Annotated in this window: 16 protein-coding genes; 11 read left to right on the top strand and 5 right to left on the bottom strand. The window is 65.5% G+C overall.

What is annotated here, in order from left to right; all coding sequences use genetic code 11:
• The first annotated feature begins 11 nt into the window (after positions 1–11).
• The 10 genes from fliJ (at position 12) to SOM28_RS10345 (ending at position 7,725) form a co-directional block, all read left to right on the top strand.
• Positions 12–455, top strand: coding sequence for a flagellar export protein FliJ (fliJ, locus tag SOM28_RS10390; protein ID WP_123070708.1), 444 nt, complete (start codon positions 12–14; stop codon positions 453–455).
• Between the two features lie 7 nt (positions 456–462).
• On the top strand, positions 463–1,770 hold the full coding sequence (locus tag SOM28_RS10385; RefSeq protein WP_320468050.1) for a flagellar hook-length control protein FliK: 1,308 nt from the start codon (positions 463–465) through the stop codon (positions 1,768–1,770).
• 348 nt (positions 1,771–2,118) lie between these two features.
• The gene (gene fliL / locus SOM28_RS10380) at positions 2,119–2,640 is read left to right on the top strand and encodes a flagellar basal body-associated protein FliL (RefSeq protein ID WP_320468148.1); all 522 of its coding nucleotides are present in this window, start codon (positions 2,119–2,121) and stop codon (positions 2,638–2,640) included.
• A gap of 23 nt (positions 2,641–2,663) precedes the next feature.
• A complete protein-coding gene (fliM, locus tag SOM28_RS10375; protein WP_147934384.1) occupies positions 2,664–3,647 on the top strand; it encodes a flagellar motor switch protein FliM in 984 nt (327 codons plus the stop codon).
• Between the two features lie 55 nt (positions 3,648–3,702).
• On the top strand, positions 3,703–4,143 hold the full coding sequence (gene fliN, locus SOM28_RS10370) for a flagellar motor switch protein FliN (protein WP_123067746.1): 441 nt from the start codon (positions 3,703–3,705) through the stop codon (positions 4,141–4,143).
• 53 nt (positions 4,144–4,196) lie between these two features.
• Positions 4,197–4,910, top strand: a complete 714-nt coding sequence (gene fliO / locus SOM28_RS10365) for a flagellar biosynthetic protein FliO (protein WP_320468049.1) — start codon at positions 4,197–4,199, stop codon at positions 4,908–4,910.
• The gene (gene fliP / locus SOM28_RS10360; protein WP_123067747.1) at positions 4,900–5,637 is read left to right on the top strand and encodes a flagellar type III secretion system pore protein FliP; all 738 of its coding nucleotides are present in this window, start codon (positions 4,900–4,902) and stop codon (positions 5,635–5,637) included. Before fliO ends, fliP begins: the two co-directional genes overlap by 11 nt.
• A 10-nt stretch (positions 5,638–5,647) precedes the next feature.
• Complete coding sequence (gene fliQ, locus SOM28_RS10355; protein ID WP_005665867.1) at positions 5,648–5,917, top strand: flagellar biosynthesis protein FliQ; 270 nt, start codon at positions 5,648–5,650, stop codon at positions 5,915–5,917.
• Positions 5,918–5,925: 8 nt separating this feature from the next.
• Entirely contained in the window at positions 5,926–6,762 is an 837-nt protein-coding gene (gene fliR, locus SOM28_RS10350; protein WP_123067748.1) for a flagellar biosynthetic protein FliR, read from the top strand.
• A gap of 51 nt (positions 6,763–6,813) precedes the next feature.
• Positions 6,814–7,725: an alpha/beta hydrolase gene (locus SOM28_RS10345; RefSeq protein ID WP_320468048.1), complete on the top strand. Its 912-nt coding sequence runs from the start codon at positions 6,814–6,816 to the stop codon at positions 7,723–7,725.
• On the opposite strand, the gene SOM28_RS10340 is transcribed toward SOM28_RS10345, so the two are convergent.
• Together SOM28_RS10340 and SOM28_RS10335 are read right to left on the bottom strand one after the other, a co-directional pair.
• Positions 7,722–8,207: a GNAT family N-acetyltransferase gene (locus SOM28_RS10340; protein ID WP_123067750.1), complete on the bottom strand. Its 486-nt coding sequence runs from the start codon at positions 8,205–8,207 to the stop codon at positions 7,722–7,724. The two genes, SOM28_RS10345 and SOM28_RS10340, sit on opposite strands and share 4 nt — an antisense overlap.
• Before the next feature lie 55 nt (positions 8,208–8,262).
• Positions 8,263–9,144 (bottom strand): CPBP family intramembrane glutamic endopeptidase, encoded by an 882-nt coding sequence (locus SOM28_RS10335; RefSeq protein WP_320468047.1) that lies wholly within the window; start codon positions 9,142–9,144, stop codon positions 8,263–8,265.
• A gap of 196 nt (positions 9,145–9,340) precedes the next feature.
• Here SOM28_RS10335 and SOM28_RS10330 point away from each other — a divergent pair, with 196 nt between their 5' ends.
• The gene (locus SOM28_RS10330; protein ID WP_320468046.1) at positions 9,341–11,368 is read left to right on the top strand and encodes an AsmA family protein; all 2,028 of its coding nucleotides are present in this window, start codon (positions 9,341–9,343) and stop codon (positions 11,366–11,368) included.
• Here SOM28_RS10330 and flgL read toward each other — a convergent pair whose 3' ends face one another.
• The 3 genes from flgL to flgJ all read right to left on the bottom strand — a co-directional run bounded on the left by flgL (position 11,369) and on the right by flgJ (position 15,687).
• Positions 11,369–12,598: a flagellar hook-associated protein FlgL gene (gene flgL, locus SOM28_RS10325; protein WP_320468045.1), complete on the bottom strand. Its 1,230-nt coding sequence runs from the start codon at positions 12,596–12,598 to the stop codon at positions 11,369–11,371. It abuts the gene before it with no gap.
• A 26-nt stretch (positions 12,599–12,624) separates the two neighbouring features.
• Positions 12,625–14,622 (bottom strand): flagellar hook-associated protein FlgK, encoded by a 1,998-nt coding sequence (gene flgK, locus SOM28_RS10320; RefSeq protein ID WP_123067754.1) that lies wholly within the window; start codon positions 14,620–14,622, stop codon positions 12,625–12,627.
• Positions 14,623–14,712: 90 nt separating this feature from the next.
• Entirely contained in the window at positions 14,713–15,687 is a 975-nt protein-coding gene (gene flgJ, locus SOM28_RS10315; RefSeq protein ID WP_320468044.1) for a flagellar assembly peptidoglycan hydrolase FlgJ, read from the bottom strand.
• Positions 15,688–15,696: the final 9 nt, after the last annotated feature.

Genomic DNA, 15,696 nt, shown 5'->3' with positions numbered 1-15,696 from the left:
ATCGCTGCACCATGGCCCAACTATCCGCACTTGAAACACTGATCGACCTGGCGCAGAAGGATTCCGATGCTGCCGCCAAGCGCCTGGGCGCGGCCAATAAACTGGTCGAGGAAGCCGAACAGAAGCTGGAAATGCTGGTCGGCTACCGCGACGAATATGCGCGCAAGCTGGATGCGGCCCAGGTGGCCGGCATCACGCCGTTCGCGTACCACAACTTCGTTGCCTTTATTGGCAAGCTGGACAATGCCTTGAATGGCCAGCGCGACGTGTTGAAGCATGCAATATTCAAGGCAGACACCGAGCGCAAGACGTTGCAGGAAAGCGAACGCAAGCGCTTGTCGTATCGCACGCTGAACGAACGTGCCGCGAGCGAGGCGCTCAAGGTGCAGAACAAGCGCGACCAGAAACAGATGGACGACCACGCGGCGCGTGGCGCCCGCTACAAACAACGCTGAGCCAAACATGACGACGCAGACCACGAATCTCCTGTTCCAGACCACGGGCGCCAATGCCGCCGCGCCGCGCAACACGAGTCAGGACCGGCTGGCCGACAGTGCACGCAACAATGGCGCCTTCGGCGCCACCCTGTCGCGCGAACTGGCGGCGCGCCAGCAGGCGCCGCAGCCACAGGCACCGACTCCGGCGGTCCAGCAGCCCAAGCCGGCCGCGCAGCAGCAATCGAAGCCGAACGCCGCCGACAAGCCCGCCAACCGCGAGCCGGTGCGCGAGCAGGCCAGGGCCGGCGCCAGGCCGGCCAGCCACGAAGGCGATGCGAAGACCGCGAAGACCGCGTCCGCCGAGGGCAAGGAAGAATCCGGGGCAGCCGAAGGTGCGGCCGAGGCGGCCGAAGCCGCCGCTGCGGCCACGACGCCGGTCACCGACATGCTGGCTTTCATGGCCAGCCTGACCAGGCCAGCGGCGGCCGACGCCGCAGCCGTGCCAACCGACGCTGCGGCCGCCGACGCCGGCGACCAGCAATTGAAGGCACTGGAAAGCGCGCTGGAGAACATGACCGGCGCAGCTACCGGCGCGGGCGATGACGCCGCGGCCGGCGCCGCCGTCACCGACGAACTCGGCAAGGGCGTCACGCTGGCCACCGGCGTGCAGCGCGCCCCGGTCGACCCGAACGCGCCCCAGGCCCAGGCCGGCGCCCTGCCGGAAGGCCAGCAGGATGCCGCCCAGTTCCAGACCCAGTTGCGCGAGAGCCAGCAGCAGCTGGCGGCAAGCGTCGAGGAAGCCCCGGCCCCGCTGGCCCAGCTGCAGGCCCAGGCCGCCAAGATGGCGGATGCGGTCGGCAACCCGGCCGCCGTGCCGGGCGACCGCATCCCGGCCCGGGTGGGCAGCCAGGCCTGGGACAACCAGGTCAGCCAGCGCATCGTCTACATGGTCGGCAAGGAGCAGGCCGCCACCCTGACGTTGAATCCGCCGGACCTGGGTCCGGTCCAGATCGTGCTCAACGTGAGCAACGACCAGGCCACCGTGGCCTTCTCGGCCGAGCAGCTGGAAGTGCGCCAGGCACTGGAAAACGCCCTCCCGCGCCTGCGCGAGATGATGAGTGAAAGCGGCATCGCCCTGAACAATGCGACGGTCGACGCCGGCGCACGCCAGCAGCAGGATGAGCAACGCCGTACGCCCGGCGGCGCGGGCGCCCATGGCAACCTGGCCGGCGCCGGTACCGGCGACGAGGGCGAGGCAGCGTTGAACGAAGTGGCGCCGCGTACCCGCACCGTGGGGCTGGGCGACCGTGGAATGGTGGATCTGTTCGCCTGACCCCGGCCACTTACTCAAACACGTCGTTAGCTTAAGCACGTCGTTCCCGCGCAGGCGGGAACCTAAGTTCCTCAGCACCGCCGCACCATTCACCACAGTCGGTTCGCATGCACACTTGGGTTCCCGCCTCCGCGGGAACGACGGTCTTAAGGGTAACGTTCGAATAAGCCCGACCATAAATCACCCGCCCTTTTACTTTCCGTCATCGCGCGCCTGCAACAATTCCGGATTTACTGCCTCTTCCCCCCTCTTTTCTAGGCTTGCCCGGGTGCATCTTTCCGCGACAATGCCATAATGTTGAATCCCTTTAACCAGCACTGAAGACCTATTTTGAAAGCGAATCCGAAAATGAAGGCTGATCCGAAAGCGGACACGGCAGCAGCGGCGCCGGCCGGCTCGAAGAAAAAGCTCGTCATCATGATCCTCGCCGCAGTTCTCGTGCTTGGCGCGGGCGTCGGCGGCGGCTGGTATTTCAGCCAGTCATCGGCCGCCCATGGCGAAGAAGAAGCACCGGCCAAGGAATCCAAGAAAAAGAAAAAGAAAGACCCGGCGGTCAAGCCGGAATATGTGCCGATCGAGGCATTCACCGTCAATCTGCAGCCGGAAAACGGCGAGCAGTATTTGCAGGTACAGTTCACCCTGCAAGTCGAGGGCGCGGAACAGGCGACCCTGGTGAAGGATAATATGGCGATCGTGCGCAATCGCGTGCTGCTCCTGTTGTCGAGCAAAAAAGCATCCGAAATCAATACGGTGGAGGGCAAGCAGCAATTGGCGTCCGAAATCCAGGCGGCGATCGTCGAGCCGTTTGAAAAACAGGGCGACGAACAGGAAGTGTCCGACGTATTATTCACTTCGTTTATCATCCAATAAGCATTCAGTAAACACGAAGAAACATGGCCGATAATTTCCTCTCACAGGAAGAAGTCGATGCCCTCTTAAAAGGGGTCAACGGCGATCAGGACGACATTGCGGCGCCTGAAGACACCTCGGGGGTACGCACCTATAACCTGGCAACGCAGGAGCGCATCGTGCGCGGCCGCATGCCGACGCTCGAGATCATCAACGAGCGTTTCGCCAGGTATCTGCGGGTCGGCCTGTTCAACTTCCTGCGCCGCAGCGCCGAGGTCTCGGTAGGATCGGTGCGGGTCTCCAAGTACAGCGAATTCATCCGCAACCTGGTGGTCCCGACCAACCTCAACCTGATCCACATGAAGCCGCTGCGCGGCACCGCCCTGATGGTGTTCGATCCGGGCCTGGTGTTCCTGCTGGTGGACAACCTGTTCGGCGGCGACGGGCGCTTCCACACCCGCGTCGAGGGCCGCGACTTTACCCAGACCGAGCAGCGCATCATCATGCGCATCCTCGACATCGTGTTCGAGGCCTATGGCAAGTCGTGGGAGCCGGTGTACCCGATCGAGTTCGAGTACATCCGCTCCGAGATGAACACGCAGTTCGCCAACATCGCGACCCCGAACGAAGTCGTGGTGTCCTGCACCTTCACGGTCGAGCTGGGCTCGGTGTCGGGCCAGATCCACTTCTGCATGCCCTACTCGATGATCGAGCCGATCCGCGATGCGCTGACCTCGAGCATCCAGGGCGAGGCGCTGGAAGTCGACAAGCGCTGGGTGCGCCTGCTGACGCAGCAGATCCAGGTGGCCGAGGTCGAGCTGGTCGCGGTGCTGGGCAACGGCAAGGCGAACTTCGACGAGATCCTGAACATGAAGATCGGCGACGTGATCCCGATCGTGGTGCCGGAAATGCTGCAGGCCACGGTCGACGGCGTGCCGGTGATGGATTGCAGCTACGGCGTGCACAACGGGCAATATGCGCTGAAGGTCGAAAAGCTGCTCGCGAATAGCGACACCTTCAGCAAGTAATCGATACTATTGGGACAGGCGCACGGCGCCGACCAAGGCAATACAGGAGAACACCATGTCGGACAACCAGGAAGACCAGGACCACATCGACGACGATTGGGGCGCGGCGATCGCCGAGCAGGCCGCGGCCGAAGCCGCAGCGCTCGAGCGCCAGCAACAGCAGGCGACCGCCCCGGCCGCGGCTGCCGCCGTGTTCAAGGATTTCTCGAACAAGGGCGCGCGCAACGAGACGCCGAACGACATCGACTTCATCCTCGACATCCCGGTGCAATTGACGGTGGAACTGGGCCGCACCAAGATCGCCATCAAGAACCTGCTGCAGCTGGCGCAGGGCTCGGTGGTCGAGCTGGACGGCCTGGCCGGCGAGCCGATGGACGTGCTGGTCAATGGCTGCCTGATCGCCCAGGGCGAGGTGGTGGTCGTGAATGACAAGTTCGGGATCCGACTCACTGATATCATCACGCCATCTGAACGGATTCGCAAACTGAATAAATGACCCCGCGCCGCGCCCCTGTCTTTGATTGCATACGAGTCGTCACCGCCTCGTTATTGCTCGCACCTTGCCTTGCCTTCGCCCAGCAAGCCACCGACACCACATCGAAGCCAGCGACGCCGGCCAGCATGGCCGGCACCTCGACCGCACCGGCTCCGGCCGCCCACGAGGATGCCGAAACCCCTCGCCGGCCCGGCGAAACCACCACCGGCCGCCCACCGGCGCCGGCCGTGCCGGCCCCGGCCACCACACCCAGCGCGAAAGCCCCGCCGACCGCCCCGCTCCCCGGCGATGGCGCCGCGACGACTGACACCACCCCGCCGGTCTCCACCGCGCCCGTGTCGCCGACCTCCACCGCGCCGCTGAGCGAAGCGCCGCGGGTGTCGATGCCCGCCTCGATGCCCACCTCGTCCACCGCCAGCCCCGGCGCCGGAGGCCTGCTCAAGACCATCATGGCCCTGATGCTGGTGCTCGGCCTGCTGGCCGGCCTGGCCTGGGTGATGAAGCGCTATGGCCCCAAGATGAGCGGCGGCAGCGCCAACCTGCGCGTGGTCGGCGCCCTGAACCTGGGCGGACGCGAACGCATCATGGTGGTCGAAGTCGGCGACCAGTGGATCGTGGTCGGCGCCGCGCCGGGCCGCGTCAACGCCCTGCACACCATGCCACGCCAGGAAGCGGACCTGACGCCGGCCGCCGCCCACGGCGCCATCCCGGCGAATAACTTCTCCGACTGGCTCAAGAAGACGATCGACAAACGCAATGCGAGCTAAATATTTCCTGTTGGCCGGCGCACTGGCCCTGCCGCTGATCGCGGCGGCCCAGCCCGGCATCCCGGCATTCCAGAGCAGCCCGGCGGCGGGCGGCGGCACCTCGTACTCGCTGCCGGTCCAGACCCTGCTGCTGCTGACCTCCCTCACCTTCCTGCCGGCCGCGCTGCTGATGATGACGGCGTTCACCCGCATCATCATCGTGCTGTCGCTGCTGCGCCAGGCGCTGGGCACGCAAACCGCGCCGCCGAACCAGGTGATGGTGGGGCTGGCGCTGTTCCTGACCTTCTTCGTGATGGGGCCGACGTTCGACCGCATCTACAGCGAGGCCTATCTGCCGCTGCAGCGCAACGAGATCCAGATGACCGATGCGATGAACCGCGGCGCGGTGCCGCTCAAGGAATTCATGGTCAAGCAGACGCGCCAGTCCGACCTGGCGCTGTTCGTCAAGATCTCGCGCTCGGAGGCGCTGCAGGGACCCGAAGACATTCCGCTGCGGGTCCTGATCCCGGCCTTCGTCACCAGCGAACTCAAGACGGCGTTCCAGATCGGCTTTGCGATCTTCATACCGTTCCTGATCATCGACATGGTGGTGGCCTCGGTGCTGATGGCGATGGGTATGATGATGATGTCTCCCGCCGTCATCGCCCTGCCATTCAAGCTGATGCTGTTCGTGCTGGTCGACGGCTGGCAGTTACTGCTGGGCTCGCTGTCCCAGAGTTTCTACTGAGGACGCGGCCATGACACCCGAAAGCGTGATGACGATGGGCCGCACGGCCATGGAGGTGACCCTGATGATCTCGGCGCCGCTGCTGCTGGTGGCGCTGATCATCGGCCTGATCATCAGCATCTTCCAGGCCGCGACCCAGATCAACGAGGCGACCCTGTCGTTCATTCCGAAGCTGGTCGGCGTGTTCGTCGCCCTGGTGGTGGCCGGACCGTGGATGCTGTCGGTGATGCTCGATTACATGCGGCAGGTGTTCACCGGGATTCCGGGGTTGATCGGGTAAAGCACTTCGTGCTGACATTGACTTCGGCGGAGATCAACACCTGGATCGCTGCGCTGCTGTGGCCGCTGTCGCGCATCCTGGGCCTGATCGCGGCCGCGCCGCTGTTCGGCAACGCCGCCGTGCCGCTGCGCGTCAAGGTCTTGCTGGGCGTGTTCCTGGCGCTGGTGATCGCGCCGCTGGTGCCGGCGGTGCCGGCCGTCGATCCCACCTCGTGGGCGGGCCTGCTCATCCTGGTCAAGGAAATGATCATCGGACTGGCGATGGGCTTCGCCATGCGCCTCGTGTTCGCCGCCGTCGAGTATGCGGGCGAGGTGGCCAGCCAGACCATGGGCCTGGGTTTCGCCATGTTCTTCGATCCCAGCACGCGCGGACGCTCGTCGGCCATCAGCCAGTTCATGGCCCTGGTCGCGACCATGGCCTTCCTGGCCGTGAACGGCCACCTGGTGCTGCTCGAGGCGCTGGCCGAGAGTTTCATCACCATGCCGATCACCGAGACGCCGTTTTCCTCGAACGCGGCGCTGGAACTGGCGCGCTGGGGCGGGCGGATCTTCTCGGCCGGCCTGCAGATCGCGATGCCGATCATCGCCGCCCTCCTGATCACGCAAGTCGCCCTCGGCATCCTGACGCGCGCCGCGCCGCAGCTGAACATCTTCGGCATCGGCTTCCCGATCACGCTGGGCGTGGGCTTCCTGACCCTGAGCCTGGCCCTGCCCTACCTCAGCGCACCGATCGTCAACCTGTTCAACCAGGGCATCGAGACCACCCGTTCGCTGCCGCGGGCCGGTAATCCGCAGCCGGGCGCGGCGCCGGCGCAGCCGACGCCGGTGGTGCCGGCGCCTGGATGATCACAGGAAACAAGGTTAAAATGAGAATAATTCTCATTCGCCTTGTTTCCTATGCCCGACTCCTTACCTCGCCGCCGCCTGCTCGGCGCCGCCGCCGTCACCACCCTGGCCGGCCTCGCCGCACCGCTGGCGCGCGCCGCCGAGGGATGGCAAACCGCCACCCTGCCGCTGGCCCGGCAATATGAGCTGAAGTCCGCCATCACCGGCCAGCATTACCGCATCTTCGTCGCCGTGCCGTCCGGCCCGGCACCTGCCACCGGGCATCCGGTGCTGTACGCGCTGGATGGCAATGCCACCTTCCCGACGCTGGCGCTGATGGGCCGCACGGCGGGCGTGCGCAGCAGTGTGACCGGCCAGACGCCGCCCGTCATCGTCGGCATCGGCTATGCCGGCGACCAGCCCTGGAACAGCGCACGCGGCCGCGACTACACGCCACCGACCGGCGCCGCAGGACCGGCGACCGAAGGCGGCGCCGACCTGTTCCTCGACTTCATCGACAAGGAACTCAAGCCGCTGGTGGCAACGCTGGCGCCGCTCAATCCGGCGCGCCAGGCCTTGTATGGGCACTCGTATGGCGGCCTGTGCACGCTGCACGCGCTGTTCACCCGCCCCGCCATGTTCCAGACCTATCTCGCGGCCAGCCCATCGATCTGGTATGGCGAACGTGCGGTGCTGACGGGCATGGACGGATTCGCCAAACGCCTCGCCGCCCTGCCCTCGAAGCCCTCCTTGATGCTGGCCGTGGGCGAACTGGAACAGCCGGTGGCGAATGGCGCCGTGCTGGAAGGCCGCCAGGCGATCGCAGCCAGGCGGCGCATGGTCGACGAGGCGCGCGAGCTCGCCAGTCGGCTGCAGGCGGAGCAAACACTGGCGCGGGTCCGGTTCCACCTGCTGGCCCACGAGAACCATGGCTCGGCGATGTTCCCGGCCATGGCGCGCGGGCTGGAGTTCTTCCTCGCTTAGTTCGCCGGCGCGCGATAACGCATGGCGACGTCGCAGCGCGCATAGCGCGCGCCATAGTCCGCCATGATCCCGGCGTCGTGCTCGAAGCCCAGCTTCTCGTACAGGTGGATGGCGGCGGCGCACTTGGCGTTGCTGAGCAGGTAGAGCGGCTCTGCCTCGAGCTGCATGGCGCGCGCGATCATCGCCTCCAGCAGGAACTCGCCGGCTTTCAGGCCGCGCGCGCTTTCGCGCACGCCCATCTTGGTCAGCTCGAAACTGCGCTCACCCGTCTTTTGCAGCGCACAGGTGCCGACAATGCCCAGGCCGTGCGCCTCCACGAACAGGATCACGCCGCCCGGGTCGACGATCTTCGCGCGCGGGTTTTCCAGCACCTCGCGGTCGGTCGCTTCGAGCTTGAACATGGCGTTGATCCACTCCGCATTGATGTCGTGAAAGTGGTGCGCAAGCGCGTCGCTGAACTCGTGGATCCTGAGGCCCGGCATCTGCAATCTCCATAAGGCAATAGATAGCAGTGTAACGGCTTCGCCGCGCCAGTGCTCAACCTGCCAGTGCCGGATAGGTAAACGCCACGAAGTGCACCGCATTGAGGGCGAAGTGCGCCAGAATCGCGCCCTCCACCCGCTTTGACAGCAGGTAGGCCGCCGCATAGTGCAGGCCCGCGATCGTGGCCAGCAGCGCCAGCAGGCTCCCGCCGCCCAGGTGCGCCAGGCCGAACAGGATCGACGTCACGAGCGTGGCGACGAGCACGCCGCCGCGCCAGCCGCGCATGGCATGGGCCATCTTCCCGAGCAGGAAGCCGCGGAAAAACGCTTCCTCCGCCACGCAGGTGATCAACAGGTTGGAAGCGAGGAACCAGGCCGACCAGGGCGTCCATTTGACGTCCGGACGGATCTCCCCCAGCAGCCACCCCAGTCCCAACACGAGCACCAGCACTGACGCCACCACCGGCGCGATCCGGCGCAGCATTTCCCGCCATTCGGCCGCGCTGCCGATCCGCTCGCAGAACACGCCGACCAGCACGATGCCCACGACCGCCTTGTCAAAGTTGGCCCACAGCGCGAACAGGGCGCCGTCGCTGGAAAACCGGATGCCGTCGGCCAGCATGGGATTGTGGAAGCCCGGCGCCTTGTGCAGGGCCAGCGCCAGGGCGGCGACGGCGGTCAGCACCACCAGCAGCGCCCGCGCGGTCTTGCCCCGCGCCGCGCGTGCACTCCAGGCCAGTGCGGCAAAGACCGCGATCGACAGCGGTGCGCGCCAGTCGAGGATGCCGCCGTGCAAGCCCGCGAGTATCGCCAGCACCAGGCCGCCGCACCAGGGCCAGGCGCGGTTGCCGCGGATCGCGGGCAGCGGCGCCCATAGCGACAGGACGGTCAGGGCCAGCAGGCCGAAAGTGAGCAGGACGTGGGCGGGAATGGTCATGGAGCGTGATTATATTCCGGGCAAGGTTGAATGGCAGCAACTCGTACTTACGCCATTGGCCAGACCCCGGATGCTGAAATTCCACCTTTTGAGCCGTAATGCTACTTAGCCAACAAACAAACCCGCATGGCAGGGGTAGCCTGAACATCCCAGGGCGTAGCGCCTCCACCAAGCCATGCATGTGGCCGCTATCGACATGAAAACATCAAGTCCTCTCAAGATCGTCGGCTGGATCCTGCTCGGAATCACGGTCATCGTGATCCTGTTCTTCCTCCTGTTCGACTGGAATATGTTGCGGCCGTATATCAACCGCAAGGTGTCGGAGACCACCGGCCGTGAATTCGCGATCCGGGGCGACCTGGACGTGAAGTTCCAGCGTGGCCTGGACAGCGAACGCGGCTGGCGGCGCTACGTGCCACGGCCATTCATCAGCGCCAACGACGTCACCATGAGCAACCCGACCTGGAGCACCGTCGGCCCGCAGATGGCCACTGCCCAGCGCGTCGAGATGGGCCTGCACGTGCTGCCGCTGCTGCGCAAGGACGTCGTCATCACCGACCTGCGCCTGGCGGGGCCGGACATCGCCGTGCAGCGCCTCGAGGACGGCCGCAATTCCTGGACCTTCAAGGACAACGGTCCGTCGCAATGGAAGGTCGACATCCAGCGCCTGTCCTTCAATAGCGGCAAGCTGCGCTACCAGGACGAGCCGCTGCGCCTGGACCTGCGCGCCGACGCACGCTCGATCGACGGCCAGCAGCCTGCGCCGGCCGAGGGCGTACCGCCGTATGGCCTGGCCTTCACGCTATCCGGCACCTACAACAAGGCGAAGATCACCGGCGGCGGCAAGGCCGGCGCCGTGCTGTCGCTGACCGGCGAAGACATCACCTTCCCGATCGAGGCCAAGGCCAGCGCCGGTGAAAACAAGCTCGGCCTGCGCGGCGTGGTCCGCGATCCGCGCTCGCCGTCCGGCTTCGCCCTCAAGATGGAACTGGCCGGCGCCAGCATGGCCGACCTGTACGGGCTGACCGGCGTGCTGCTGCCAGAAACGCCGCCCTACTCCACGCGCGGCGATCTGCTGGGCAAGAAGGAAGGCGAATTCTGGACGTTCACGTATAAAGACTTCACGGGCAAGGTCGGCGCCAGCGACCTGGCCGGCACCCTGAGCTTTGCCCAACGCAAGCCGCGTCCCTTCCTGAGCGGCACCCTGACCTCGAAACAGCTGCGCCTGGCCGACCTGGGTCCGACCATTGGCGCCGATACCGGCGCCGGCACCAAGGCAGCGGGCCGCGTCAAGGCGCCGCCGGCCGGCAAGGCCTTGCCGGTGGAGGGATTCAATACCGCGAAATGGGGTGCGCTGGATGCCGACGTCAAGTTCTCCGGCAAGCGCATCGTGCGTACCAATGACATTCCGCTGGAAAACCTCGAGACCACCATCCGCATGAAGAACAAGGTGCTCACGCTCACCCCGCTCAGCTTCGGCATGGCGGGCGGACGCATCGTCTCGAACATCCGCCTCGACGGCAGCACCAAGACGCTCGACGCCTCGGCCCGCCTGGCGGCGCGCGGCCTCAAAATTCGCGAGCTGTTCCCCAAGCTGCAATCGCTGCAGGCCAGCTTCGGTGAAGTCAATGGCGATGGCGTGCTGGCCGGCAAGGGCAATACGGTCGCGGCCATGCTGGGCACCTCGCAGGGCGAGATCAATGCCGTCGTTACCGAAGGCACGGTCAGCCAGTTCATCCTCGAACTGGCCGGGCTGAACGTGGCGAACGCCGTCTATGCGAAGATCTTCGGCGACAAGCAGACCATGCTCAATTGCGTGGCGGCGCAGACCACGGTGCGCAACGGCCGCGCGAATATCGACCGCTTCGTGCTCGACAGCGAGGATGCGGTGGTGAATGCCTCGGGTTATGTCGACCTGGCCAGCGAAAGCCTGGACGTCGACGTGCGGCCGAAATCGAAGGGTGCGCGCATCCTGACCTTGCGCACGCCGCTGTATGCGCGCGGCACCTTCACCGATCCGAAAGTCGGGCCGCATGTGGGTCCGCTGGCGCTGAAGGCTGGCGCCGCCGTGGCGCTGGCGGCGGTGAACCCGCTGGCCGCCCTGCTGCCGCTGGTGAACGTCGACAAGGCGCCGGACACCAACTGCGGCGCCGAGATCCGGGAAGCGACCAAGCCGCCAAAGGTGAATGCGAAGACGCCGCCGAAGCCGGTGGCGGCCGGCTAATCAGATGACGTTGAACAGCGACAGCCCCGACATCGTCTTGAACGACATCTGCGCCGCCTGCAAGGTCAGCTGCTGCTGGGAGAAGTCCGAGATCGCCTTGACCGTGTCCAGTCCCTGCAGGTCGTCCAGCGTGCTCGCATACTGGATGTCGAGGTCCATGCCGGCGCTGTCCAGGTAGTCGAGCTCGTTCATGTGAGCGCCGACCGAGGCCTGCACCGTCAGCACGTTGTCGTGGGCGTTCTTGAGGTTGTCGATCGCCGAGTTCAGCTGGTTGGTCAGGGCCGCCTTGCCGGTGGAGCCATCGGTGGGCGAGCGCAGCGTCTTGATCAGGTCGGTCACGGTGGTGAACACCGATTGCTTCTGGCTCGGCTCGACGCTGAACTTGTCGCCGGCGGTCGGCACGCCCTTGATGTCCATCGCCATGCCGCCGAAGGAGATCTGCTGGCCTTCCTTGTAGGGCAGGTCCTGCTGGTCCGGCAAGACGGTGCGCGGATCGTTGCTGGTGTTGTACACCGAATACGTCGGCACCGGCGGCGTGTCCGCGCTCATGCCGAACTCGATCTCGTACCTCGTGTTGTCCAGGCCCGGGCGGTTGACCACCGAGCCCGACGAGATGATCGCGGCGCCCTTGTTGGTGGCGTCGGCCTTGGTGGTGAACACGCCGTTGCCGGTCGGGATCGATTCGAACACGGTGCTGCCGGAGGCCGACAGCGGCACCTTGCGCGAGTCGCTCACCTGCAGCTGGCGCACGCCCGCATCGCCCTGGTAGGCGGCGCCATTCGCCGTCGCCGTGAACGGCTGGGTGGTGGTCTTGAAACCCGAGAACAGGTAGCCACCCACGCCGTCGGAGGTATTGGCCACGCCCAGCAGGTCGGTCAGGCGTCCTTCGAGTTCGGTCGCCAGCTTCTCGCGGTCGGCTGGCAGCATGATGCCGTTGCCGGCCTCCACCGCCAGCTCCTGGATTTCCTGGAGCAGGTCGCCGGCGTTCTGCAGTGCCGATTCCACGTGGGCCATCGACGACTTCGCACTGCTGCGGTTGGTCGCGAACTGGGCGTTGATGTTCTGCGACTGGGTCACCTCGAGCGCGCGCGCCGACGCCACCGGATCGTCGGCCGGGGTCAGCAGGCGGCGGTCGGTCGACAGCTGCATCTGCGTGCGCGCGAGCGCCGACTGCAGGTTGTTGAGCTGGTTGGTCGAGGTGTTGTAGAAACTCTGGGTACTGATGCGCATGATTAACTTTCGCGTGGGCCCGGGCGTTAGCGGCTGATCGACAGCAGCGAGTCGAAGATCGTGCCGGCGATCTGCATCACCTTGCTGGCCGCCTGGTAGGCCTGCTGGTACTTGATCAGGTTGGTGGCTTCCTCGTCCAGGTTGACGCCCGAGACGTCGGCCTGCGCGCCCTGGGCCTGCGCCAGTTGGGCATTGCCGGCCGCGGCGTTGATCTGGACTTCGCGCGTCTTGTTGCCGACTTCGCTCACCATCTGGGCGTACGACGACTGCAGGGTGGCGGTGCCGCCGTTGAAGATGTTCTTGGTCTGCAGCTCGCCCAGCGCCGCGATATTGCGGGTGTCGCCGACGCCGCTGCTGTTGTCGCTGATGGTGAACTGGTCGCCGCCGTTGGGCGCGCCGGTCATGGTCACGCTGATGCCGCCGAAGCTGTAGGTGGCGCCGTTCTCGAATTCGACAGGGCCGGTGATTTCGGTCTTGTTGCCCTTGGCGTCCACCTTGTAGATGGTCTCGCCGGCCGGGAAACCGGTCAGCGTGTCGGGCGTGGCGGGCGCGGGAGGCGCGGCGGGCGTGCCCTTGTTGAAGGTGAGCGTGATCGGCAGCGCCGGCGGCGTGTCCAGGAACTCGCTGTCGACCTTGGTCTCGGAGATCTTGCCGGTGCCGGTGTTGGTCGGCAGGTCGCCACCCAGGATCGGCGCCGCCGCTGCGATCTGCGACACGTCGTTGATCAACACCTTGAAATCGGAGGCGCCATTGATGGTCGGACGCACCAGGAAGGTATCGCCCTGGCGTGGACGCTCGGAGAACGAAAGTTCGACGCCGTTCACGACCAGCGTGGCATTGCCGTCGGCATCCGGCTCGACCGAACCGACCGCTTGCCGGCTCGGCAGGCTGACAACATGGTATTCGCCATCGTTGAACTTGACCTCGTAGTCGTTGTCGCTCAGCTTGCTCGGATCGACGATCTTGGCAGTCACTGCGGCGGCGGGATCAGCGGCGGTGCCCTTGGCGTTATTGATGCTTGCGCCGACAAATCCCGGCGCGATATTGAAGAAGGGCTTGCCCGGCTGGCCATTCTGGTCCAGGCCCAGCTCGTGCTGCTGGTTGAACTCGAAGGCCAGGCCGACCGCGATCTTGCCCAGCTGGCTCTGGGCCTTGTCCAGGGTCGTGCTGCGGAAATCTAGCGCACCGCCCAGCTTGCCACCGGGCAGCGCGCCGTCCGGCAGCACCGACACCTTGCCGCCCACCAGGTAGCCCACTTCGAGGCGGCTCAGGTCGGTTGGCGACGCCATGGCTGCCAGCTGGAAGGAATCCTGGCCCACCACCAGCGGTTGGCCATTGCCGATCGACACGGTCAGGCTGTTGTTGTCGCCTGGCCGGGCGTCGGCCTTGACGTATTTGTTCAGTTCCAGCACCAGTTGGTCGCGCTGGTCCAGCAGGTCGTTCGGCGGACGCTGATCCGACGATGCGTAGTTGCCGATCTGGTCATTGAGCTTGGCGATCTGCTTGGCATAGGTGTTGATCGCGGTGACGCTCGACTCGATCTCGGAATTGACGCCTTCGCGGATCTGGCCGAGGCGCGCATCGAGGTCGTTCAGGCGCGTGGCCAGCGTCTCGGCGCTCGACAGCATCGCCTGGCGCGACGGCACCGAGGCGCGGTTGGCCGCCATGTCCTGGATGCCCTTGAAGAAGCCCTGGGTCGCCGGGGTCAGGCCCGAGGTGGTGTCGGCAAGCAGGTTGTCGATCTGCTTGATCTGCGAATAATACGATTCCAGGCCGCTCGTGCCGGCCTGGGCGGTGCGTACTTGGGTATTGAGAAAGTCGTCGCTGTAGCGCTTGATCTGCGAAATCTGGGTGCCGGTGCCCATAAAGCCGACGCCGGTGTTCAGGGCCGCCGCGGTCGCCTGCACCACCACCTGGCGGCTATAGCCGGCCACATTGGCGTTGGTGATGTTGTGGCCGGTCGTGGACAGGGCCGCCTGTGCTGCGTACAGACCTGTTTTACCGATGGCGAGGAGGCTACTCATGATTTTTTTCTCTCTTTAACAAGTCCGTCTACGGCAGTTTTTGGGAAAACTTGACGGTCATTTGTAAGGACATTTTTCTGGGCCAGGTCTTCAGGCCAGCGAGTTCTTGATCAATCGGGTCAGCTTGGCCGCGTAATTCGGGTCGGTCGCATAGCCGGCGCGCTGCAGGCCCTTGGCGAACGACTCGGCATCGCCACCGCTGGCGATGACTTTTTCGTAACGCGGATTGTTGGCGATCAGCTTGGCATAGTCGCGGAAGGAATCGGCCGGCGTATCGTAGGCGCGGAATTTCTCGACCCGGGTCTGCGGCTTGCCGTTCACGTACTCGGTGGTCACGGCGGTGGCAACCTTGCCTTTCCAGCCAGGGCCGGCCTTGATGCCGAACAGGTTGTTGCTGCTGGTGCCGTCGGCATTCTTGATCATGCGCTTGCCCCAGCCGGTCTCGAGCGCAGCCTGGCCCAGCATGAACTTGGCCGGCACGCCGGTGGTCTGCTCGGCGGCGTGGGCGTGCTCATGCATCTTTTCCTGGAAGGCGCGCACGTGCGGCGCCTGCACCCGGCCACTCTCGGTGGTGGCGGCCAGCGGCGGCGCCTTGCTGGCGGCCGAGCCGGCCATCGCGCCATTCTGGTACATGGCGGCGGCGTTCATCGCCGTCGGCAGGCCCTTCATGCCAGGCGCGGTGACGCCGGCAGCACCAGCAGCAGCACCGGCGCTCACACCGTCGGCGCCGATCGCCAGCGCCTGCTGGCCCATCTGCTGCGAGCTCAGCTGACGCACCAGCACGTCGGCCAGGCCGACGCCGCGCTTGGCCAGATTCTGGCTGGTCTGCTGGTCGAGCATGGTGGTGAAGGTCTTGGTCTGCTGGTTGTCCATCAGGCCTTCCTGCGGCGTGGCGTCGCGCATGCTCTTCATCATCATATTGATGAACATCGCTTCGAACTGGGTCGCCGCTTCCTTCATGGCGGCCGGCGAGCCGTCCTTCGCGCTCTGCCGCAAGCCATTGAGGCTGTTGGTGTCGAGCGCCAGTTTGGCGGTCTGGTCGGCGGAAGTGGTCGAAGCGATCATGCGTGGCTC

Origin of the sequence: Massilia sp. CFBP9026 (assembly GCF_034045165.1) — a bacterium.
In the GTDB taxonomy this organism is placed as follows: domain Bacteria; phylum Pseudomonadota; class Gammaproteobacteria; order Burkholderiales; family Burkholderiaceae_D; genus Telluria; species Telluria arenae.
This window is presented reverse-complemented; position numbering and strand designations above follow the sequence as displayed.